General features: G+C 69.2%; 19 protein-coding genes. 11 read left to right on the forward strand and 8 right to left on the reverse strand.

The genetic code is table 11. The features are described 5' to 3' along the window. Nucleotides 1-22 precede the first annotated feature (22 nt). The gene (locus WBG99_RS23660; RefSeq protein ID WP_338898228.1) at nt 23-1,171 is read right to left on the reverse strand and encodes a DUF3344 domain-containing protein; all 1,149 of its coding nucleotides are present in this window, start codon (nt 1,169-1,171) and stop codon (nt 23-25) included. Nucleotides 1,172-1,668: 497 nt separating this feature from the next. Here WBG99_RS23660 and WBG99_RS23665 point away from each other — a divergent pair, with 497 nt between their 5' ends. From WBG99_RS23665 to WBG99_RS23675, 3 genes are all read left to right on the forward strand, one after another. Continuing rightward, nucleotides 1,669-1,947, forward strand: coding sequence for a hypothetical protein (locus tag WBG99_RS23665; protein ID WP_338898229.1), 279 nt, complete (start codon nt 1,669-1,671; stop codon nt 1,945-1,947). A gap of 397 nt (nt 1,948-2,344) precedes the next feature. Beyond that, on the forward strand, nt 2,345-2,818 hold the full coding sequence (locus WBG99_RS23670; protein ID WP_338898230.1) for a tyrosinase family oxidase copper chaperone: 474 nt from the start codon (nt 2,345-2,347) through the stop codon (nt 2,816-2,818). Next, complete coding sequence (locus WBG99_RS23675) at nt 2,802-3,668, forward strand: tyrosinase family protein (RefSeq protein ID WP_338898231.1); 867 nt, start codon at nt 2,802-2,804, stop codon at nt 3,666-3,668. Before WBG99_RS23670 ends, WBG99_RS23675 begins: the two co-directional genes overlap by 17 nt. Before the next feature lie 261 nt (nt 3,669-3,929). Here the strand turns inward: WBG99_RS23675 and WBG99_RS23680 are convergent, their stop codons facing one another. Further along, the gene (locus WBG99_RS23680) at nt 3,930-4,493 is read right to left on the reverse strand and encodes a low molecular weight phosphatase family protein (protein ID WP_338898232.1); all 564 of its coding nucleotides are present in this window, start codon (nt 4,491-4,493) and stop codon (nt 3,930-3,932) included. A gap of 491 nt (nt 4,494-4,984) precedes the next feature. On the opposite strand from WBG99_RS23680, the gene WBG99_RS23685 reads away from it, so the two are divergent. Then, the gene (locus WBG99_RS23685) at nt 4,985-5,557 is read left to right on the forward strand and encodes an LPXTG cell wall anchor domain-containing protein (protein ID WP_338898233.1); all 573 of its coding nucleotides are present in this window, start codon (nt 4,985-4,987) and stop codon (nt 5,555-5,557) included. Nucleotides 5,558-5,866: 309 nt separating this feature from the next. Here the strand turns inward: WBG99_RS23685 and WBG99_RS23690 are convergent, their stop codons facing one another. The 3 genes from WBG99_RS23690 to WBG99_RS23700 form a co-directional block, all read right to left on the reverse strand. Continuing rightward, a complete protein-coding gene (locus WBG99_RS23690) occupies nt 5,867-6,859 on the reverse strand; it encodes a GDP-L-fucose synthase (protein ID WP_338900461.1) in 993 nt (330 codons plus the stop codon). Nucleotides 6,860-7,291: 432 nt separating this feature from the next. After that, nucleotides 7,292-8,155, reverse strand: coding sequence for an FkbM family methyltransferase (locus tag WBG99_RS23695; protein ID WP_338898234.1), 864 nt, complete (start codon nt 8,153-8,155; stop codon nt 7,292-7,294). Between the two features lie 135 nt (nt 8,156-8,290). Then, nucleotides 8,291-9,142: a glycosyltransferase family 61 protein gene (locus WBG99_RS23700; protein WP_338898235.1), complete on the reverse strand. Its 852-nt coding sequence runs from the start codon at nt 9,140-9,142 to the stop codon at nt 8,291-8,293. Between the two features lie 471 nt (nt 9,143-9,613). Between WBG99_RS23700 and WBG99_RS23705 the strand changes: the two genes are divergently transcribed. The 7 genes from WBG99_RS23705 to WBG99_RS23735 all read left to right on the forward strand — a co-directional run bounded on the left by WBG99_RS23705 (nt 9,614) and on the right by WBG99_RS23735 (nt 17,795). After that, nucleotides 9,614-10,894, forward strand: coding sequence for a nucleotide sugar dehydrogenase (locus tag WBG99_RS23705; RefSeq protein WP_338898236.1), 1,281 nt, complete (start codon nt 9,614-9,616; stop codon nt 10,892-10,894). A gap of 215 nt (nt 10,895-11,109) precedes the next feature. Beyond that, a complete protein-coding gene (locus WBG99_RS23710; RefSeq protein WP_338898237.1) occupies nt 11,110-11,964 on the forward strand; it encodes a glycosyltransferase in 855 nt (284 codons plus the stop codon). Between the two features lie 4 nt (nt 11,965-11,968). Beyond that, entirely contained in the window at nt 11,969-13,285 is a 1,317-nt protein-coding gene (locus WBG99_RS23715) for an O-antigen ligase family protein (RefSeq protein WP_338898238.1), read from the forward strand. Beyond that, on the forward strand, nt 13,228-14,241 hold the full coding sequence (gmd, locus tag WBG99_RS23720) for a GDP-mannose 4,6-dehydratase (protein ID WP_338898239.1): 1,014 nt from the start codon (nt 13,228-13,230) through the stop codon (nt 14,239-14,241). The genes WBG99_RS23715 and gmd overlap by 58 nt, the downstream gene beginning before the upstream one ends. Nucleotides 14,242-14,244: 3 nt before the next feature. Next, a complete protein-coding gene (locus tag WBG99_RS23725; RefSeq protein WP_338898240.1) occupies nt 14,245-15,138 on the forward strand; it encodes an FkbM family methyltransferase in 894 nt (297 codons plus the stop codon). Next, on the forward strand, nt 15,135-16,616 hold the full coding sequence (locus WBG99_RS23730) for an oligosaccharide flippase family protein (protein WP_338898241.1): 1,482 nt from the start codon (nt 15,135-15,137) through the stop codon (nt 16,614-16,616). The genes WBG99_RS23725 and WBG99_RS23730 overlap by 4 nt, the downstream gene beginning before the upstream one ends. Before the next feature lie 21 nt (nt 16,617-16,637). Continuing rightward, nucleotides 16,638-17,795 (forward strand): glycosyltransferase family 4 protein, encoded by a 1,158-nt coding sequence (locus WBG99_RS23735; protein ID WP_338898242.1) that lies wholly within the window; start codon nt 16,638-16,640, stop codon nt 17,793-17,795. A gap of 51 nt (nt 17,796-17,846) precedes the next feature. Here the strand turns inward: WBG99_RS23735 and WBG99_RS23740 are convergent, their stop codons facing one another. The 3 genes from WBG99_RS23740 to WBG99_RS23750 are packed head-to-tail and all read right to left on the reverse strand — an operon-like array spanning nt 17,847 to nt 20,874. Beyond that, nucleotides 17,847-18,980 carry a glycosyltransferase family 4 protein gene (locus tag WBG99_RS23740; RefSeq protein ID WP_338898243.1) on the reverse strand — a complete coding sequence of 378 codons (1,134 nt, stop codon included), beginning with the start codon at nt 18,978-18,980 and terminating at the stop codon, nt 17,847-17,849. Then, complete coding sequence (locus tag WBG99_RS23745; protein WP_338898244.1) at nt 18,977-20,137, reverse strand: glycosyltransferase family 4 protein; 1,161 nt, start codon at nt 20,135-20,137, stop codon at nt 18,977-18,979. The genes WBG99_RS23740 and WBG99_RS23745 overlap by 4 nt, the downstream gene beginning before the upstream one ends. Beyond that, the gene (locus tag WBG99_RS23750) at nt 20,134-20,874 is read right to left on the reverse strand and encodes an FkbM family methyltransferase (RefSeq protein ID WP_338898245.1); all 741 of its coding nucleotides are present in this window, start codon (nt 20,872-20,874) and stop codon (nt 20,134-20,136) included. Before WBG99_RS23750 ends, WBG99_RS23745 begins: the two co-directional genes overlap by 4 nt. Nucleotides 20,875-21,066: the final 192 nt, after the last annotated feature.

Consider the following 21,066-nt stretch of genomic DNA (forward strand, 5'->3'; position numbering starts at 1 on the left):
TCGGGACGGGTGAGAACACGCCTTAGCGCTGGGCGTCGACGGCGACGAAGAGCACGCCGGCCCAGATCACGTCCCCCTGGGAGGCGACTCGGAAGGCCAGTTGGTCGCCGCCGAGGCGCAGGCCTGTTCCGAGATCGAACACATCGGAGTCGTAGCCGAGCGTGCGGGCGTACGCCGGCACCCGCTCCGGCCCGGACGCTCCCGGTTCGCTGATCGTGGAGTTCAGGACGTCGTCACGGGGACTGGCGGGGTTGGTGAGGGAGGTGACCTCGGTGCGGTGGGGCAGAGAGGCGGTGGACGTGCGGGTGGTCGTGAGGGTGAGAGTGTCGCCGGTCGCGCCATGGTCGCCGTCGTATGTCACCAGGCCCGCCCGGCCGCCCGCGCCGGCCGGGAAACGCATTCCGCTCAGCCGGATCTCCTGCCCCGCGCCTGACCTCAGTGCGTCGAAGCCGTCCCAGACGGCGAGGTGCCGCAACGGCTGCTTCGGGTTCTCGTACGCCACCACCAGCGTCCAGCCACCCCACGCGCCGGCCGTGGACCGTCCCATCGCCACGTTGACCTGTGCCACGGTGTACAGACCCGGCCCGCTCTCCCTCACCAGCCTCGTGACGTCCGCCGAGGCTTGGAAGGCATCCGCACCGTGCGCCACACGGTGGCCGACGACCGTGTCCGCGAGGACCTCCTTGTACTCCCCGCCTGGTTCGGCGACCAGCACCCGCCCGTTGTCCTCGGGCGGCTTCTGCTCGCCGACGCGCAGGTTGCCGCCCCAGTACAGCCGTGCGTAGCTGACCCGTGAGCCCTCGGGCACACGGACCTCCGCGCGGGAGGAGTTGTAGGTGTTCGGGTCCTTGTCGACGTCGACGTACGTCATGTCGAAGTCGCCGTTCACCCCGGCCCCGCCCTCGCGAGCGGCTGGGCAGGAACGCGCCGTCGACGGCGGGGACTGGTGGTTCGACTGTGGCATACGGCAGGTGATGGAGACGTTGGCCGCGCGGACGATCCCGCCGTGCTGGAGGGCGTGGTACCGCTGGGCGAACGGGAGTTGGCCGGCCTCCTGTGACGACGGTGCGACAGGCGCGACCGCCAGGGCGCTGGCGGGAGCCCACATCCCGGCGAGGGCGAGGGCGCCCACCGTTGTACGGCGCAGCAGGAGGGCTAGGGAGTTGCGCATGACCGGCGTTGGCCTTTCGGAAAGGGGGATGCCAGGGGGCAAGAAGCGATGCGCGTGCTGTAGGGACGCGTCAAGAGGTGCGCAAACTCTAGCCGATATCGGATATAATTCCGTCAAACATGACAAGTGTGTCGGATTAGTGCAGTAAGGGGCGCCCAAGGCTTGCTTCCCACCCCGCGAGGGGAAGCGGGCCCACGGCTCGGAGGTGCCCCCTCCGCACGCGGTTTGCCCGCGCGGCGTATCACGTCCACCTGGCTCCGCAGGCCGCGGGCTGGGTGACGCGGCGAAGGATGCCCCGGCCGAACCGCGCCGGCGCGACGCTGTTCCTTTCCGCTCTTTCTCGTGGCCCGTCCCGGCTTACGGAGTTAAATCCTTCAGAGGTCTCATATGAGTACTCGGCCGTCTTCTGCACGCGGGGTTTCCGGACCGGCAGGCGCTCGTTGTGCACGACGTCAGAATCCGCCCCGGCCAACCACGTTGCCGAAGAAAGGAACTCCATGAAGTCTCTGAAGGCTGCTGCTGTCGTCACCGGGTCCCTGATCATCGCCGGTGCCGCCGCGCCCGCGTTCGCCCAGAACGCCACCGAGGTGGTGCACAAGAGCCTCAACGACACGGTGAACACGCTCAACGAGGGCCCCGTCCGGGCGCAGCCGCTGAAGGGGGACGTGCTCGACGCGAAGGAGAAGAAGGAGGTGCTGCTGAAGGCGGTGGATCGCACGTCCACCGCCCTGGGCAACGGCACTCCGCTGCTGGGCGGTCTGTCGCAGCAGAAGTGAGAACGTCCCCGGCCGCGATTTCCGCCGCGTCTTGATCCGGCGCTTCCGGCATTTCCCGGTGGCTGCTCCGAAGAGGCCGATTCCGCGCCGCGCGGTGTCGGCCTCTGCTTTGTCGGGACTGTCCGTCGCACGGTGTGGCTTCCGTGGCCGGATTCATTTCACCAGCGGTGAGCCTGCACCCGCGATGCTGAAATCCCTTGTTCAGGCGATGTGAGGGGAGTCCGGGGGTTTGGATAGGATGAAGAATTCTTGGTGCCGGCCTACGAGTTGGGTGCGAAGTTCTGGACGAGGGTCCTGGAGCCTGCCTCGTGTGATCATGCTGGCGCGTATGCACCGCTCGGGTGAGGGGACGTCCGAGGCCGGTCGGTGGTCGCCGAGGTCGGTCCCCGGGGAAGCCGTGACCGGGCCGTCACTCGCCGTCGACCCCACGGAGCCCACCGGGCGGAGGCGGGTGCTGCGGGGGTTGTTCGCGTCGGCGGCCGGGGTGGCGCTCGCACCGTCCTTGGCGGCATCGGGGGCGACCGGGCCGGAGGGGGCGTGGTTCCGTGAGACGTATCGCGGACGGCGCATCGTCGGCATCGCGGACGACGCCGGGCGGTTGGGAGATGACGTCTCCGGCGTATGGCACGTCACTGTGGACGGGCGGCCGCTGCACCTCATGCGGCGCGTCGACGGCAGTTGGATGACCATGGTCGACCACTACCAGTCGTATCCGACGCCACTCGCCGCGGCGCGCGCGGCCGTGGACGAACTCGGCCCCACCGCGCGGTTGGCCGCGTCGGGCGGAACCGGCAGCCGCACGGACGACAACGGTACGCCGAACGGCGGACAGGGAACCGAGGGGGATCACCGCCATGGTGTACACGCGTAAGGACGTCAGCACGCTCACCTCCGCCGAGCGGCGCCGATTCGTCACCGCACTGCTCGAGGTCAAACGCCGAGGTGAGTACGACGAGTTCGTCCGCACGCACATCCAGTACTTCGTACCCGACGGCGAGAACGGCCGGCGCACGGCCCACATGGCGCCCTCCTTCCTGCCCTGGCACCGCAGGTTCGTGCTGGACCTGGAGGGGGCGCTGCGCCGCGTGGACGAGTCGGTGACCGTGCCGTACTGGGACTGGACGCGCGACCGCGCCCCGACGGCCGTGCCGTGGACCGAGGATCTGCTCGGCGGCACCGGGCGGCGTTCCGACCGGCAGGTCATGACCGGCCCCTTCGCCTACCGCCATGGCCGGTGGACCGTCAAAGAGGGGATCACCGACGCCCCCTACCTCATGCGGGACCTGGGCCGCTCCCGGGACCCGATCACTCTGCCCACGGCCGGGGACGTGGAGGAGGCCCTCGCGGACCCGGTCTACGACACGGCCCCCTGGGACTCCACGTCCGCCAAAGGGTTCCGCAACCAGTTGGAGGGGTGGGGGCCGGGGCGCGGCGCCGTGTCCTGGCGCAACCACAACCGGGTCCACCGATGGGTCGGCGGCCACATGGTGAGCGGCGCCTCCGTCAACGACCCCGTCTTCTGGATGCACCACGCCTTCGTCGACCTGGTGTGGTCCCGCTGGCAGCGGCGGCACCGGGACACCCGCTATCTCCCCGCGAAGCCACCCGGCCCCGGGGATGCCCAGCAGGGCCGGGTCGTCGCGCGGCACGAGAGGATGCCGCCGTGGGACGTGACCCCGGAGGAACTGGAAGATCACAGCGCGGTCTATCGGTACGCGTAGGAGACACGACCACCTGCGGGTGGGCCTCCCAAGGCCCGGCCCCATCGGGCTTCGTACGCGATGCCGGGCGAGGACCGGCGCGGCCACGAGGACCACGATGCCGATGATCAGCAGGTAGCCCGACCACTCCGTGGCCACTCCGTTGATTCCCGGCACGACGGCGACCGGAGCGGCGGGCAGCAGGACAGCCATGGCGCCTACGCCCCACTCGGGTGGCTGAGCGCGGGCGGTCAGCGGCGCGCGAGTCGACGAAAACGGCTGCTATCCGGTCCGCATGGGCGCGGCGATCCGCTCCACGATCTCCTCGATCCGAACCAGGCACTCGTGTACCTGTGGTGGAGGTGCGCCAAGAGGGTCGTTCACGTCCACGTCACCCCTGCGTGTCGACACGGCACCTCGGCGAGCGGCCGCGCCCTGGACGAGGGTCACCAACCGTGCGACCGGATCCACCACGTCTGCGGCGTCCTCCGAACGCACCAGCCGGGCGAACTCGCGGAAGGTGAACGCACGGGACAACGCGCGCACAGGGGACAGCCGCACAGCGGCCTCACGATGCTCCGTCGCAGCGCCCAGCACCAGGTCCGCGTTTTCGACCATCTCCTTGGTCAGCCGACGGGAGCCCACCCCGTGGGGCTGCACGCCACGTCCGAGGAGGAAGGAGGTGACAGCAGCCGCCATGGGCATACCCGCGACGGCCCGGGTGCCGGCGCTGCTCAGACGGATCACCTGCCGATGCTCGAGCAGCCGGTGCCTGAGCAGGCACTCGGCGAGCGGAGAGCGATAGACGTTGCCGGTGCACACCACAAGTACGTGGAACGGGGGCACGCACCCTCCAGGAGCGGGAAGAAGAGGAGACCAAGACGTGCGGCGCGACGCCGGTGTTCGTCAGTATTCATCCGACATCTTCGCCGGGTGAGGACTTCAAGGAGCGTTTCTTCCCGGCTGTGGTGTTCGGATCGAGATTTCAGGGTCGCGCCATCCGATCGAGCAGCGGTCGTCGGGTGAGCGCCGCGGCCGGACGGGGTGCGGATGCTTCACGGCACCGGCCTCATCGGGAAAGGCGCCACGCCGGCCGGGGTCGGCCTGCAGTGCGCCAGCCCCAGACGCGAGCAGCTTCACTCCTCGCGTCTGGGGGCTGGCGACCGGTCCGGTGATCTGCATACGCCATATGGTGCCTCATCTCCCGAAAATGCCTAACCGGCACTATTCGGTGCTATCTATACGCATACCGTAATCGCGGGTCGGACCGTGCCGTCGCCCGATTCCACTTGAGGAGCGTGAATGCGATGACGGCGTCATCGAAGTGTCGTACCGCCTTGGCGGCCACGGCAGCCTCTGCTGTCCTGGCCGTGGTCCCCGTCGTAGGGGCCCAAACTGCCCACTCCCAGCCGTATCCACCCGATTCCCCGAGCCTGACCCTCACCGCCACCACCGTCGACGCGGGAGACGACCTCGGCTTCACGGGGACCGGTTTCATTCCGGACGAGGAGGTGGGCGCATTCCTCCTCTCGAAGCCGATCAAGCTGGGTCGCTTCACCGCCGACGCGAACGGCACGGTGGAGGGTACCGTCACCATCCCCAAGTGGACTGATCCGGGCAAACACATCTTCCGTCTCAAGGGAGAGGAATCGAAACTGACCCTCTCGGCCGAAATCACCGTGAGGTCGCACAAGCCTCACCCCGGCTACGGTGAGGACCGCTCGTCCGTTCCGTTGGCCGGGCCTCACTTTGCCGACACCGGTGAGACCCGCTCGTCCGCTCCGTTGGGCGGGCCGCATCTCGCCGACACCGGTGAGACCCACTCGTCCGTTCTGCTGGGCGGAGCCGCAGGGCTGCTCGCCCTCGGAGCCGGCACGATGACGGCCGTCCGGCGACGGAAGCGCAACTGAACACCCCGTACACCCCGTTCCATCGGGCAGCTGCGAAGCCTGTGGCAATACCGGCGGCCGACAGCGGATCTTCCGACGCGTGGCCTCGCGTTGTCGTCGGGGGACCCGCTGGCGGCCGCTGCCGCTCTGACCGCCTGAAGCAAGCCCCTCCGGGATGGCTGTCGGCTTCGCAGGCAGCGGGCATTCGCACCTGGATCCGGCCGTCGCGGGACGGCCGCCGTCGAGGAGCGGCATACCGTGGGGCCCTTTCCGCGATGGCGCCGCGGGGTGGGCCGCCGTCGGCCCCGACCCCGGCCGCCGTGGAGTCCGTCAGCGCCGCAGCGTGCCGGACTCGAGATTCTCCACGTACCAGGAGTACGTCCGGGCGATTCCTTCCCGCAGGCCGATACGAGGACCCCAGCCGAGCGCGGTGAGCCGGGAGACGTCGAGGAGCTTGCGCGGGGTACCGTCCGGCTGCTTCGTGTCCCACTCGACGCTCCCCCGGTACCCGACGACGTCCGCGACGAGCTCCGCCAGTTCCCGGACGGTCAGGTCCGTGCCGGTGCCGACGTTGACCGGACTGTCCGCGTCGTAGTGCTCGATCAGGTGCAGACACGCCCGCGCCAGATCGTGCACATGGAGGAACTCCCGACGAGGGCTGCCACTGCCCCAGTTCACCACTCGCCGCGCACCCGACTCCTGCGCCTCGTGGAAGCGCCGCATCAGGGACGGCAGCACGTGAGAGTGCTCGGGGTGGAAGTTGTCGCCCGGCCCGTACAGATTGGTCGGCATGGCGGAGATCCAGGGCAGGCCGTACTGGCGTCGTACCGCCTGCACCTGCAGAACGCCGGCGATCTTGGCAATGGCATAGGCGTCGTTGGTCGGCTCCAGCGGACCCGTCAACAGCGCCTCCTCGCGGACGGGCTGCTCGGCGAACTTCGGGTAGATGCAACTGGAGCCCAGGAACAGCAGCCGCTCCACCCGGTGCTCCAGGGCCGCGTCCAGCATGTTCACCTGGATGCGCAGGTTGTCGGAGAGGAACTCGGCGGGCCGGGTGGAGTTCGCCTTGATCCCGCCCACCCGCGCCGCGGCCAGCACCACCACGTCCGGGCGCAGGACCGCGAACCAGTCGAACACCGCCTGGCGCTCCCTCAGGTCCAGCTCCGCCGAGCCTGGCGCGACCACATCGGTGAACCCCTCACGGCGGAGTTCCCCGCGCACCGCCGAACCGACCAGCCCCGAGCCGCCGGCCACGAACACGCGCGCCGAGCGGTCGAGGGGGCGGTGCACCTTCCCGTCTGATGCCGCGCCAAAGGAATTCACCGCTGAGGCAGCGGCGGCCGGGGGTGCGACACCGGTATTCGTAGAATCAGCCATGAGCTTTGCTCTCCTTCTTCACTTCCGCATTGTGATCCAGGTGGAAACGCTCCACATAGAGTGAATGCGACACACCGTCAGGTGCGGTGTCAGAGGGCAGTTTCCGCATTCCGGCCAGGCGCCCGAGCCGCCGTGCTCTGGGGCCGACTGCCGCCTGCTCTGACAGCTTCGCCGGTACGGACTCCGGTTTCGAGGAAACGAGGCATGGAAGACCGCGCCGCGGTACGCGGCCAGGAACCAGTATGCTGAAGACAGGGATCGGCGACCCCCAAGGCGGGGCCCCTCGCTCACTCGGCTCGCGCCAAGCGCTGGGACGGACTGTTGCGCCGGACTGCCTAAGTGGCTGGCCGCGAGGAAGCCACTGGCAATACCACCGTGTCAGGACGTGCTTCCCGATCGTCTCGCGGCCGCTGAGTCCCGGGTGATGAGGAAGTTCGCATAGCGGCCCGGCGGGACGAGGTCCGCCGTCACGGGCGCCGGTCCCCTGCTGCTGAGATGCTGAATGTGACGGTAGCCCAGGTCGAAAGCGGTCTCCCGTAGCCTGCTCAGCGCTGCCTTGTCCAGGCACTCCGCGATGATGGTCGGGTGGTGGGCGCGGATGCTCTTCTCCATGCCGCGCAGGACCTGCGGTTCGAGCCCCTCCACGTCGACCTTGATGAGGTCGACCGCAAGTCCGTCGAGCACCTCGTCCCCCGTCGTGACCTCCACGTCGACGACGCTCCGGGCGGTCCTCCGGTCCAGGAGTGAGGCCGCCGTCGTGTCGGCGGGGATCCTCAGCCAGGTGCGCCCCGGCGTGTCCGAGAGTGCCTTGTCGATGATGGTGACGCGGCTTTCGAACCGGTTGGCCCGGACGTTGCGGTTCAGCATGCGGGCGGCGACCGGGTTGGGTTCGATGGCCACTGCCTCCAGCTGCGGGTTGGCCCGGCAGGCGAGGAGGGTGTAAATCCCGGAGAACGCCCCGATGTCGACGAACCGGCGGGCATTTCGGGCGAGCCGGTAGACGAGCGGGTGGGTGGTCTCCTCCCAGTGCCGCATGTTGGTCCAGATCAGGCTCCGGGCCAGGATGTCCGCGTCGCTGCTGACGTAGCGGAAGGTGCGTCCGTCGGGGGCCCGCAGGCTCCACTCTCCCGTGGGATGCAGGCGCCCCCACACCGTGCGGGGCACCAGACCTCGCAGGGCCCCGGCGCGGAGAGCCCGTTGGCAGCCCGGAACGCGCATGAAGAGGTCACGTGTGCTGGACAAGATGTCTTTTGAGGGCACGGACGGCAGCATAATGAGGGCATACGGTGTATAGCTCACCTGTGAGGTGTGTTGTTGCGCGGGGGCGGCCGAATTCACTCCGGCGCCGCACTCCGGCATCCCACCGTTGCGCGCAGCTCAGCACCCGGCGGTCGCACCCTCGTTGAGAAGCGCGTCGAGCCGATCCAGTGGTGCGACGCCCCCTCCTTCTTCGGTGGGCGACGCGACGACGTAGTCGTAGTCGATGCCGAGGTTGCGGCTCAAGCGGGCATAGCAGTCGTTGAAGCAGGCAGGAGGGAACACCTCGATCACACGCTCCGCCCGCTGAGCCCACACCAGGTTGGCCAGACCGGCCCCGTGCGGAGCAATGACCGTACGGGCGCCGGCGAACAGCGCGCGCTGCTGCTCGAAGGGCAGGTCTTGGGCGTACACCACGGTGACGCCCGCCTCCCGCATCGCGTGCTCGACCTCTGCCTCGTTCGACAATGCTCGCTTGTGGTCCTTCAAGCGGCTCACGTAGATGGCGTCGACGTCAGCGGGGTCCGTAGGGAAGGCTGCGCGCAGCCGGTCGGTCTCGGCCCGCTGGACGAAGCCGGACATGGGCTCGACGGCGGCGAGGAGGCACGAGTCGACGTGCGCGATGTCGTCCAGGCGGACGATCCTGGCGGGCCCGACCAGGTGCTCGGCAGCCGCCCGCACATAGGCCGGCACGTTTCCCGGTGTCAGGAGCAGTGCCTCGGGCTCGACGCTGAGAGCGAAGACCGCGGCGGGGAGTACCTCGAGCAGCCAGTGGTAATAGCCCGTCGGCGCGAAGGCGACGACGGGACGACCGGTGAGTCGTCTGACCGGCAGCAGCGGTTCGTGGCGGACGTCGCCCCAGCCGAGTGATCGGATGAGGGAGCCGTAGCTCTTCTTCCAGGACGGGGCCGCCGGGCAGCCAGACGAGGCCGCTGTGCGGGCTGACCAGCACATCGTGGAGCCGGTGCGCATGGCGTTCGTCGAACGCCTTGGACCGGCGGAACTGCGGTGGGAAGTCCGCGGGAAAGTCGTACCGCTCGACCACGGCTTCGGTCCTGGTCACCGACTCGCTCACATGCCTGGCGATCCTGGGCTGGTGCATGCGCTCAGTGACGGAGCGCACGTACTCCCGCGGAATTCCTCCTGAGACCGGTCCGAGCAGGGCCTGGTTGGCGGTCCTCGCCAGCAGAACTCGGCCGCGGGCTGTCAGGTCGCGCAGCTTCGGTGTCATACCCCGGAACGCTAAGACCTCGCAGCTGCCGTCGTTCGGTTACGCGCCCACCATCGGGCGCGTATTCACCCATCGCGACTGTGCCGTTATGTGCTGATTACTGAATCAGAGTGATCCCCGGCAGACACACGTGGCGAGGGAGGAAATCGGAGCGGCCGGGCATGCGACATTGGGATCGTGATGCTCCATTCTGAGGATACGGGGTGGTAGGTATGGGTAAACCCCCAATCCGGGATCAGCGCAAGTTGATCGTGGTCGGTCAGGGATACGTGGGGCTCCCGCTGGCCATGCGCGCGGTGGAAGCGGGCTTCTGTGTCGTCGGCGTGGACACGGACGAGTTGCGGGTCAAGCGTCTGGCCTCCGGCGACTCGTACATCGAGGGAATCGGCGATGCGCGTTTGATCAGCGCTCTGGACAGTGGTCGCTACAGGGTGACCACCGACTACGACGCGATCTCCGACTTCGACATCTGCACGATCACCGTGCCGACGCCGCTGCGCGAGGGCGTGCCGGATCTGAATTTCGTGGAATGCGCCGCCCGGAGCATCGCCCCTCATATCACCAGTGGCGCCACTGTGATTCTGGAGTCGACCACATATCCCGGCACCACGGAGAGTCTGCTGCAGCCGCTGTTGGAGGACGGCAGCGGGCTGAAGGCCGGCGTGGATTTCCACCTCGGGTACAGCCCCGAGCGTATCGACCCGGGGAATCCCCAGTGGCAGCTGGAGAACACCCCCAAAGTGATCTCCGGGATCGACCCGGCGTCGCTGCACGACATCGAGCGCTTCTACGCACGCATTGTCGAGCGCACCGTGCCGGTGTCCTCCTGCCGTACCGCAGAGCTGACCAAGTTGTTGGAGAACACGTTCCGCCACGTCAACATCGCCCTGGTCAACGAGATGGCGACGTTCGCCAGGGGGCTGGGGGCCGACATCTGGGAAGCCGTCGAGGCGGCCGACACGAAGCCGTTCGGCTTCATGGCGTTCAGGCCCGGCCCGGGTGTCGGCGGACACTGCTTGCCGGTGGACCCGTCCTACTTGTCGTGGCAGGTAAAGCGGCTGCTCAGGCAGAACGTCCGGTTCATCGCGCTGGCGAACGAGATCAACGATCACATGCCGGACCATGTCGTCTGGCGGATCAGCCGGGGCCTGAACGAACGCGGCAAGTCGGTCAGTGGCTCTCGGGTCCTGCAACTGGGCCTGGCCTACAAGAAGAACACCGGCGACATCCGCGAGTCACCGTCCATCGCGCTCGCCCGGTCACTGCAGAATCTTGGCGCCCGTGTCGCCGCGGTGGAGCCGCACACCGACTCCCATCTCCGTCCCACGGACATCATGTGTGTGGAACTGACCGAAGCAGAGATCCGGGCGGCCGACGTGGTCGTCGTGGCAACCGACCACGACGACTTCGACTATGAGCTCGTCGAGCGGGCCGGGGCGTACATTTTCGACACCCGCAACCGCTGCCGGCGGGGCCACCTCGAGGTCCTGTGATCCCGCCCTCCTCCGGTAATTCGACCAATGGGCGAACTCGTGTGAACCGGGGTGGCAAATGCCGAGCGCCATTCCGCGGCAACCTGAGCAGCGGCATGGGAATTTCGGTGGGGCGGCAAATCCGGAGTGGCAGTTCCGTTCAGAGCCCGGCCTGACTGAGTCTTCATGGGCAATGCATCCGGTAATGATCAGGTGTGCCAGTTGAGGAGTTTCACGTGCCACCAGTCCGCATCGCCGTGCTGATGACCAGTCACAATCGCCGCGCCAAAACCCTGTCCGCGCTCGCCGCGCTCGCTGGACAGCGAGAGCTGCCGGAGGACACCACCGTACGCACCTACCTGGTCGACGCCGGCAGTACCGACGGCACACCCGAGGCCGTCCGCGCGGCCCACCCCGAGGTGGAGGTCACCACGGTCGGCACCGACGTCTACTGGAGCCACGGCATGCGGATCGCGAGCCGCACCAGTCGGCGATCCGGCGAACCGGCCTGGGACTACCAGCTCTGGCTCAACGACGATGTCACGCTGGAGGGAGATGCCCTCGCCGTACTGCTCGACACCGCACACGCGGTCGGACCCGGCAGGGTCGTGGTCGGCGCCGTACGTGCCTCGGCCGAGGACCGCACCACGTACTCGGGGCGCCGCGGCCGTGCGCTCGCCCTGGTCGAGCCCACCGGTCGACCCGAGCCCTGCGACACGTACAACGGCAACGTGGTGCTGTTGCCCAGGACGGTGTGCGAACGGGTCGGCGACATCGATGAGGTCTTCCAGCACGGCATGGGCGACTACGATCACGGATTCCGAGTCCGCCGGGCCGGCATTCCCGCCTATGTGACGCCCTGCCACGTCGGCATCTGCGATCGCAACCCACCGCACACCGGGTCCCGGGAACCGGGCATCGGCGTGCGCGAGGCGCTGCGCCGGATCACCTCGCAGCGTGAACTGCCGCCCCGCCAATGGTGGGTCTACTGCCTGCGGCACTGTTGGCCGAGGGCTCCGCTGCTGATGTTCTCGCCCTATGTGAAGACCGCGGTGCGATGCTCTGTTCGTCGCTCTCCCGCCGGGGGATGATCCCTTGCTACTCGATCCGACGACACTGCTGCTCGGCTGCGCCGCGCTCATCGTCTGCGCGGCGCTCGTCGCGAGCTTCGTCCGCTGGCCCGTCTGGGGAATCGGCCTGTACATCGCCGTCCAGCTCTGGCAGACGCGGCAGAACACGCGCCAGCCACTCCCGGGCTCGGGTCTGGCTCTGTTGCCCACCGATGTGCTGGCCGTGTGTCTGCTGGTCGCTGCCCTCATCATGCTCACGGGGAATCGCGGGCGCCGGGCCCCGGCCCCGCTCCTCGCCCTGTTGGTTTTGACCGCCTATGCGCTGATCCGCGGGTTCGGACTCTTCGGCGTCCAGACGGCCGGCAATGAAGCCCGAACCCATTTCATCCAGCTCTTCTGTGTCGCACTCTTCGTCGCAGTCCTCTCCCCCGGTCGGAACCTGGTGCGCTCAGTCACCCTCATCTGGGTGCTGGCCGCCTGTGCTCTGTCCTGCCTTGCCCTGGTGGGGTGGCTGATCGTCGGTATCGGCTCCAACTCCGACCGGATCATGGTCGACGGAGTGCTCACCGGCACACGCCCGGTAAGCGCTGCCGAAGCAATGATCATCGGCCAGGCGGCCACGATACTGCTGTGTGGTCGCGGCCCTGGGCGGGGGAGAGCGCTGGCTTGGCTGCTCCTGGTGGTCGTCATCCTGGCCCAGCACCGCACCGTCTGGCTGGCCACCGGCGTCATGATCACGGGCTGGTTGCTGTCTCGCCACCGGCGGACAGGATCCCGTGCCGCGGCTCTGGGCGTTCTGGGCTCCCTCAGCACGCTCTACTTGCTGGCCGTTTCCTGGGGAACCGCCGACGAGGTCACCTCAAGTCTCGCCGCCTCCAGTGAAGATGATCGGACGCTGGTATGGCGGATGGAGGGCTGGCACGCTCTGCTGCCGCAGCTCGAAGAGGTGCCGGACTGGCTACTGGGTCTGCCCTTCGGTTCCGGGTACGACCGTGTGATCAACGGAGCACTCGTCGCTGTTTCACCCCACAACTACTATCTGGAGGTCTTGATGCGTCTCGGCCTCCTCGGCGTTGCGGTACTCCTCCTGGTGTATGCCACGGCATGGCGCGCAGCAGGAGCGGACAGCGAGCACAGACTGGTGCTCCGGCTGCTCATCTGCAGCCAGTTGGTCTACATGATCACCTACTCCCTGACCCCCGAACAGGCCGTGATCCTCGGCCTGCTGGCGGCCTGCGCACAGCCGCGCAGCGCACGTCGTCCCCCCACTCTTCAGGAGTCGCCGTGTCCGACAAAACCGCGCTCATCACCGGTATCACCGGCCAGGACGGCTCGTATCTAGCCGAGCTCCTGCTCTCCAAGGGCTATCTGGTGCACGGCCTCATCCGCCGCTCCTCCACCTTCACCACCCAGCGGATCGACCACCTCTACCAGGACCCGCACGAGCCCGACGCCCGCCTCCGGCTGCACTACGGAGATCTGGCCGACGGCTCCCGTATCGCTGCCCTGCTGGAGGGCATCAAGCCCGACGAGGTCTACCACCTGGCCGCCCAGTCGCACGTCCGGGTCTCCTTCGACGAGCCCGAGTTCACCGGGACCACCACGGGCCTGGGCACCACCCGTCTCCTCGAAGCCATCCGGATGACCGGGCTGCCGTGCCGTTTCTACCAGGCCTCCAGTTCCGAGATGTTCGGGACGACCGCGCCCCCGCAGTCGGAGTCGTCGACCTTCCACCCGCGCTCGCCGTATGCGGCCGCCAAGGTGTACGCGTACTGGATCACCCGCAACTACCGTGAGGCGTACGGCGTTCACGCCGTCAACGGAATCCTCTTCAACCATGAGTCCCCGCGCCGCGGTGAGACCTTCGTGACCCGCAAGATCGCCCGCGCCGCGGCCCGCATCGCCCGCGGCGAGCAGGACGTCCTCCACCTCGGCAACCTGGAGGCCCGCCGGGACTGGGGCTACGCGCCCGAGTACGTCGACGCGATGTGGCGCATGCTCCAGCAGGACGAGCCCGGCGACTACGTGGTCGCCACCGGCACCAGCTACAGCGTGCGCGACTTCCTGCGCCTCTGCTTCGAGCACGCGGGCCTCGACTGGGAGAGGCACATCCGCTTCGACGAGCGCTATCTGCGTCCTTCCGAGGTCCCCGACCTGGTCGGGGATGCCTCGAAGGCCGAACGCGAACTGGGCTGGCGCGCCACCGTGCACGCTCCGGAACTCGCCCGGATCATGGTCGACGCCGAACTGGCCGCGGTCCCCATTCCGGCCTCCGAGCGTTCCCTGACGGGAGCCTGAGCGATGATCACCACCGTCCCGCAGCTGAGCCATGTCAAGCCCGTACTGCGCGGTGCCCGTGACCTGCTGATGCGATCGCGAACCTTTCAGCGGGCAGTACGGGCCGGAACCGTACGTGGCCATGTGCCGGTCACCGTCTGGCAGCATCTGCGCCCCACCGGCGTCTGGCAGCTGCACGCACCCGACGGCAGCACATTCCGCTACTACTGCGGCCCGGACGACGTACTCGCCGGGCCGGTGGTCTGGACGGATCTGCGGCTGTGGGAGGAGGCCACCCATCCGCTCTTCTACCGGCTCGCCCGCACCGCGCGCGGTTTCCTGGACGCCGGAGCCTACGCCGGCATCTACACCCTGCTGGCCTGTCAGGCCAATCCGCGGCTGCAAGCCGTCGCGGTCGAGCCCAACCCGGTCGCGGTGCGGATGCTGCGCCGCAACCTCGACGTCAACCATTTCGGGCCCAGGGCGCACGTCGTCGCCAAGGCACTCTCGCAGGCGCCGGGCCGGGCACGTCTCACCGTGCCCGAGCGCATCACCACGGCCACCCTGCGCGAGGGCGCCGACGCCCCCGGGCGCAGCACCGTCGACGTGGAAGTGACCACGGCGGACCTCGCGGTCGGTGACCGGCCAGTCGACCTGGTGAAGATCGATGTGGAAGGCTTCGAACCGGAAGTGCTGCGCGGTATGTCCCGGATTCTGGCCGCCCACCGTCCCGTCGTGATCGCCGAGTGCCTCGACCGGCCCGCTCTGGAACGGCTGCGCTCCACGGCCGCCGAGTTCGGCTACCACCACGTCCAGCACATCGCTCCGCACGCTCCTCTCGCCGTACCGCCCGGCTTCGTCCCTCCCCCACGCCACCAGAACTTCCTGCTGACCACCGCCCCCTTCACCCCCTCATGAGCGATGCCCCGAGATCCGCAGGTCGCGTCCTCTCCGTGGTGAGCTGGGGTTACGGCGGCGCCGCCGTGTCGGTCGTCCTCCAGCTCGGCTACACCGCCTGGACCGCGCGGATGGCGCCGCACAGCGCCTTCGGTGCCTATGCGATCGCTCTCACGGTGACGCAGGTGCCTGGGCTGATCGCCACGGCGGGCCTGGCGACCTGCGTCCTGCGTGCCGAGCAGCTCAGCCGCTCCCTCTTCCGCGCAGCGCTCAGGCTCTCGCTGCTGACCGGCGTGGCCTGCTGGGTGGTCGTCGAGCTCGCCGCCCCGTGGTGCGCTGCGCTTTGGGGGATGCCCGACTTGACCCTCTTCCTCCAGCTGTTGGGCTGCCAGTATCTGGTGGCGCCGACGGGTTGCGTGCTGTTGGCCGCGCTGCGCCGGGTCGGCCTGCCGGGCTACGCAACGGTCGCCGAGCTCACCGGGCAGGTGGCCGGCTGCGTGGTCGCGGCCGTTGTTCTCGCCCGTACCGGCTCCCCTGCCGCCCTCGCGCTGGCCCTTCCGGTCGCGGCGTTCGCCACCTTCGGTCTCTCCGTGTGCGCATCGGCGAAGCTCGTTCTGGCGCGGGACTCGGGCGCTCCGCCCGGCTCCCTGCTGGGACTGTCCGGGTTCCTCACCGGCTTCGCGCTGCTGCGCGCACTCGGAGGCAGTGCCCCGCTGTGGATGGCGGGCCGACTGCTCGGTCCCGGCGCGGCCGGGCTCTGGTCGCGTGCCCAGCTGCTGTCCGACGTACCGGTGAACGTCCTGGTCAAGGGGCTCAACCAGGCAGCCGTACCGTTGCTCGCCGACCGCCGCAGCCAGGGACTGCCCCTGACCCGGCCCGCGCAGCATCTGCTGTACGCCGCCTCCGCCGGATTCGTTGTCTTCGGCGCCCTGGCCGGCGCCGGACCCGCCGTGCTCGCCCTGTTGCTCGGCCCCGGCTGGGAAGGGGCCGTGGCGCTGGTGCCCGCGTTCGCCGTGGGCGCCGCGCTTCAGGTCGTCTACGCGGCCGGATGTGCGCTGGACCTTGCCCGCGGCGCTCAACGTGATCTCGTACGCACTCAGCTGGTTCTGCTCGCCGTCACCGGGGCGGGGCTCGTCGGCGCAGTCGGCTCGCGCGAGCCACTTCCGTTCATCGCGGCTGGAGCGGCCGGGCTGGCCGTCGGCCACGCCGTTCAGTTGGTCAGCTGGTGCAGGACGGACACGCTCGGCGCCGGCGCCGTGGTCCGTGCCCATCTCACGCACCTTGCGGCCGGGGTCTGTCTGGCCGCGGCCGGCAGCTGGGGCGACTCCGCGCTGGGCGGTCTGCCCGGCGCGGCGCTCGCCATGTCTCCCGTACTGCTGGGCTGTTGGCTGTTGCGCGGTCGGCTGCCGGCCTACCAGGCAGCCGCCGGGATCGGACTGCTGGGCCGCCCAGGTCGGCGAGCGAAGAAGCCCGTGACCGTACCCGTTTCCCGGCCGTGAAGGAGCCTTGGAGGAATCCCCGTGCACATCGGCCTCACCGGACCTGTCGACCTCAGCCCTCTGCTGCCCGCGCTGGACCGCCCGCTTCCCGCCGTCCCGACGGGGCCCTCCACCGGCTGGCTGGCCCGCACCTGGCTCGACCAGGGCCACCGGGTCACCGTCTTCGCGATGAGCCACGAAGTGACCTCTCGCGCGGTGTTCGGCTCGGAGCGCCTGCAACTCGTCGTCACGCCGATGCGCCCCTCCAGACAGGTGCGCGATCTCTACAGGTACGAGCGACGGCAGTTGGCAGCCGCACTGCGTGAGCACCCAACCGATGTGGTCAGCGCGCACTGGACGTACGAATACGCACGCGCGGCCATCGCCAGCGGCCGCCTCGCCTTCGTCACCGCCAGGGACACGCCGCTGCGCTGTGCCTGGGAGATGCGCGACGCCTACCGCTGGTTGCGACACACCCAGGCCCTGCCCGCCGTCCACCGTGCCACCGCGCTCAGTGCCAACAGTCCCTACACCGCACGGCACTTGAGGCGCTGTCTGGGGGTGCGCCGACCGATCGAGGTGATCCCCAACGGAGTGCGGACCGACGCTCTGCCCACCCTCTGCGCGCCGCCGCCCGGTGACACGCCCGTGTTCGCCGCGGCTCTGCAGGGCTGGGGGCCGATGAAGAACACCAGGGCGCTGCTGCGGGCCTTCACCTTGGTACGCACGCGGATCCCGCGCGCCAGGCTGCTGCTCCTGGGCTCGGACCACGGTCCCGGCGGTCCGGCGCAGGCTTGGGCGGCGGCCAGGGAAACCACCGCCGGGGTCGAGTTCGCCGGACAACTGCCGCATGCCGCAATGCTGGACCGTCTCGCCACCGAGGCGCACGTGCTCGTCCATCCGTCCCGTCTCGAGTCCTTCTCCATGATCTGTGCCGAGGCCATGGGCATGGGTCTGCCGGTCGTTGCCGGACGGCGCAGTGGCGCCGTGCCCTGGGTGGTCGGCGACGCCGGCCTGCTCGTCGACATCGACCGACCCGACCGGATCGCGGAGGCGATGACTGCGCTGGCCCGGGACGACGAGCAGCGGAAGGCTCTCGGCGCGGCGGGGAGGGCTCGGGTGCGTGGGCACTTCTCGCTGGACGACATCGCGCGGCACTACGTCGACTGGTTCACGACAGCCGATCGGCGTGTGCCCTGACGTACCGTGCGCCCTCCTGCCGTGCCGGCCCCGCCGAGTCGACGACGCACCTCACGCATCGCCCCGGACAAGGGCTTCCAGACCGGGGACGAACCTGGCGGCCATGTCCTCGACCGTGTACCGCGTCGCGTCCGCACGACAGGCCTGTCTCAGCTGAGCCAACCGCTCCGGCCGCAGGAGGAGTCCGGCCACAGCGGCCGCATAGCGGTCGGTGTCCCCGTCGACCACCAGGGCGTTGCGCCCGTCCTCCACATAGTCGAACTCGGGGCCGTGGAAGGGCCAGACACAGGTCACCAGAGGGGTCGCCAGTGCGAAGGAGTCCACCACGCACAACCCGACCGCCCCCGGTGCCAACATGATGTCCGCGGCGGCGCCGAGCAGCGCCTTGTCCCTCCCGTGGGCGGGCCCGACATGGATCACCGCGCCCCCCGCGGCCGCCACCAGATCCCGCTCAGCGCCGTCGCCCGCGACCAACAGCCGGAATCCGGCGACGCGGCGGGCGATCTCCTTCGCCGCGGTGAGCAGGTAAGGGATCCGCTTGTGGCGGTCGAGCCCGCCGATGTAGAGCCCGGTGAGTCCGGGAGTCAACCCGTATCGCTCGCGGACAGCAGTCAGTTCGGCTTCCGTGACCGCGTTCGAGGCGGCGGCCAGCGCCGTGGTGTCGAGTGCGTTGCGCACCACCGTGACCCGCTGCGGCGGCACGCCGGCCCGCACCGCGTACTCACCGCCCGCGTCGGTGTATGCGAAGAACCAGTCGGCCCTGCGGGTCAGCGCGGCCTTGGTCCACCGCGCGGCTGCGCCGTGCCGCACGCAGTGGGTCCGCCCATGGCCCCACAGCGCGACCGGCGTACTGCGCCTGCGGCGGGCGAGAAGCGGATAGGCGTCGAGCTGGTTCAGAGCCTGAGGGAGGACCAGAGCGTCACAGGAGCGCGCCAGTCCAGCGAGTGGGCGCCAGACGATCCGGCGGCTGCCGAGCAACCAGTCGCGCTGGGGCAGCTCGACCGCTCCGGGCAGTACGACATTGTCGCGGCGGGCCACCCAGTCACCGGTCGGCGCGCCGTGGGCAACGGTCAACTCGATGCCCCGACGGGCCAGTTCATCGGCGAGTCGGGCATAGAAGGGGAGTCGGTACGCGGTCAGGTACGGCTGCACGAAGGTGACGCGAGCCTTCCTCGTGCCGGTCATGCCCGGTCCAGGGCTTTCGGCGCACCGCAGAGTTCACCGTAGAGCTGGACCACACGTGTGGTCCAGATCTGCTCGCTGTATGCCTCCTCGTAGACTCGTCGACAGTGGTCACGCAGCCCCGGGAACCGGCTCGCCGCCTCGCGCAGCACCTGGTTCAGCGGGTCGTCCCAGGCGGTGACGGTTCCGGTGCCCTCGCCCCGTACCGCGCCGGGCGCGGCCGATCCCTCGAAGGTGAGCACCGGCAGACCGGCGGCGAGCGCCTCGATGTACACGAGGGGGACAGCGCCCTCGTAGCAACGGCTCGAAAAGACGAGGCCGCGGTACCCCGGCAGCCGGCGACGCAGTTCGGTGCGCTCGAGCGCACCGTGGAACCGCACCGAGCGGGGTGCGGCTGCCCGGCAGGCCTCTTCCAGCGGGCCGTTTCCGATGACGTCCAGCAGCTCGTCGGCCGGCCAGCGTCGCAGCAGTTCAAGGATGCCCTTCTCCGTGGTGAGCCTGCCGACGTACACCCAGCGTTCTCCCGGCTCGGCGTCCGTACCGTTCACTCCGGGCACGAAGTTGGGGATGAGCGCCAGGCGCCGCTCGTCCACCCCGGCTGCGGCGTAGGTGGCACGGCTGAGCCCGGAGAGGACCACCAACCGGTCGGCGCGACGCAACAGAGGGTCGGCAGTGGGGCCGCGGCGTCCAGCCCAGGCCAGCGGCAGCGTGGCGAGCCGGGACCCGCGGTAGCAGCCCGCGCGAAGCCCTGCCCAGCGGTCGCCGTCCGGGCAGCGGGTGCAGACCGCGCCGTCGCGGTAGAGCGTCGCTGCCGCGCACAGTGGGCGGAAGTTGTGCAGGGTCGCCACGAGCGGGCCGTGCCAATCGGTCACCCAGGCCCGGCCGAAGTTGGGGAAGAGATTGTGGACGTGCACGACGTCCGGGGCGAAGGCCCGCAGGTCGGAGAGCGGCGAACGGCCGCGCCCGCCCGCCACGGTGACCGCGCAGCGCATCGCGTACAGCGGCTGGCGCTGCAGCTCGTCGGTGTGTGCGGCGACCATCCGAACCTCGTGTCCGGCCCTGCGTAGCGCCTCCGCCTGGTCGAGGGGGGCCTCGTTCTCGCCGCCGGGAGCGGAGGAACGGTAGAAGCTGTGGACGAGTGCGATCCGCAGCGGCTTCATACGTGCGCCGCCTGTCGTTCGCGGAAGAGCACCACATCGCATTGCAGCATCTGGCCCGACTTCGGGTCGGTGAAGCCGGGGACGACGGACATCAGGGTGAGGCCGAGCTCGGCCTGGAGGAGGGCCAGTGCCTCGTTGAACAGCAGCCCGCCCTCGTACAGCGGGACGAAGGACGTCTCGGTCTGGACACCGACGCATTCCGCCGTGTGCTTGCCCGCACCACGCAGCACGTGTCCCTCGTAACCCTGGACGTCCATCTTCAGGAAGACCCGCTCGCCGGGAATGACGAGCTGCTCCCACAGCTCGTCGAGCCGACGGACCTCGGCGGTCTGCTCACCGGTGTAGGCGGCATGGGGGGCGGCCTGCGAGTGGCGCTCCAGCATGGGGAGGACGGAGCTGCTGGCGCCCGAGTTGCCCGCGACATTCATCACGGTGGTGCCACTGCGGTCGCCGAGCGCGAACGGCAGCACGGTCCAGGACGGGTCCGACGACGCCCGGCGGCGCAGTTCGGTGCCCGGCCCGTTGAGCGGCTCGAAGGAGATGATGCGGCCTCGGTAGCCGCCGTGGCGGAGCATCGTCGCGTAGCCGCCGCAGTGTGCGCCCGCGTCGATGACCACGCTGATCTCGAACTTCTGCAGGAGTTGGACGAGTCGCTGACCCGACCAGTTCGCTGGATAACGGGTGATGTCGATACCGAGCCGCTGTACTGCGCTGCGCGCGCGGTGGAGGAGGGTCACGTCGTACTGCTCCTTTGCCTGCTGTCCAGAGAAACGGGGGCACTCGCACAGCCCCCGCCGACGCATCCGGTGCTGGCACGGTGGGGTCGGGTTCGCAGTGATGCAGGAGCGCGCGTCTGCATTCCGTATTTGCTCCAACCGTCCACACCTTAGTGCGCTTTACTCACATACCCGGAAGGTGACACGACCGGC

This window comes from Streptomyces sp. TG1A-60 (assembly GCF_037201975.1).
Lineage (GTDB): Bacteria > Actinomycetota > Actinomycetes > Streptomycetales > Streptomycetaceae > Streptomyces.

What these genes read in the sequence shown, in the direction of transcription:
- WBG99_RS23665 (WP_338898229.1), top strand. Translation starts at nt 1,669, where the DNA reads ATGAAGTCTCTGAAGGCTGCTGCTGTCGTCACCGGGTCCCTGATCATC.
- WBG99_RS23745 (WP_338898244.1), bottom strand. Translation starts at nt 20,137, where the DNA reads ATGAAGCCGCTGCGGATCGCACTCGTCCACAGCTTCTACCGTTCCTCC.
- WBG99_RS23730 (WP_338898241.1), top strand. Translation starts at nt 15,135, where the DNA reads ATGAGCGATGCCCCGAGATCCGCAGGTCGCGTCCTCTCCGTGGTGAGC.
- WBG99_RS23725 (WP_338898240.1), top strand. Translation starts at nt 14,245, where the DNA reads ATGATCACCACCGTCCCGCAGCTGAGCCATGTCAAGCCCGTACTGCGC.
- WBG99_RS23740 (WP_338898243.1), bottom strand. Translation starts at nt 18,980, where the DNA reads ATGACCGGCACGAGGAAGGCTCGCGTCACCTTCGTGCAGCCGTACCTG.
- WBG99_RS23675 (WP_338898231.1), top strand. Translation starts at nt 2,802, where the DNA reads ATGGTGTACACGCGTAAGGACGTCAGCACGCTCACCTCCGCCGAGCGG.
- WBG99_RS23705 (WP_338898236.1), top strand. Translation starts at nt 9,614, where the DNA reads ATGGGTAAACCCCCAATCCGGGATCAGCGCAAGTTGATCGTGGTCGGT.
- WBG99_RS23700 (WP_338898235.1), bottom strand. Translation starts at nt 9,142, where the DNA reads ATGCGCACCGGCTCCACGATGTGCTGGTCAGCCCGCACAGCGGCCTCG.
- WBG99_RS23660 (WP_338898228.1), bottom strand. Translation starts at nt 1,171, where the DNA reads ATGCGCAACTCCCTAGCCCTCCTGCTGCGCCGTACAACGGTGGGCGCC.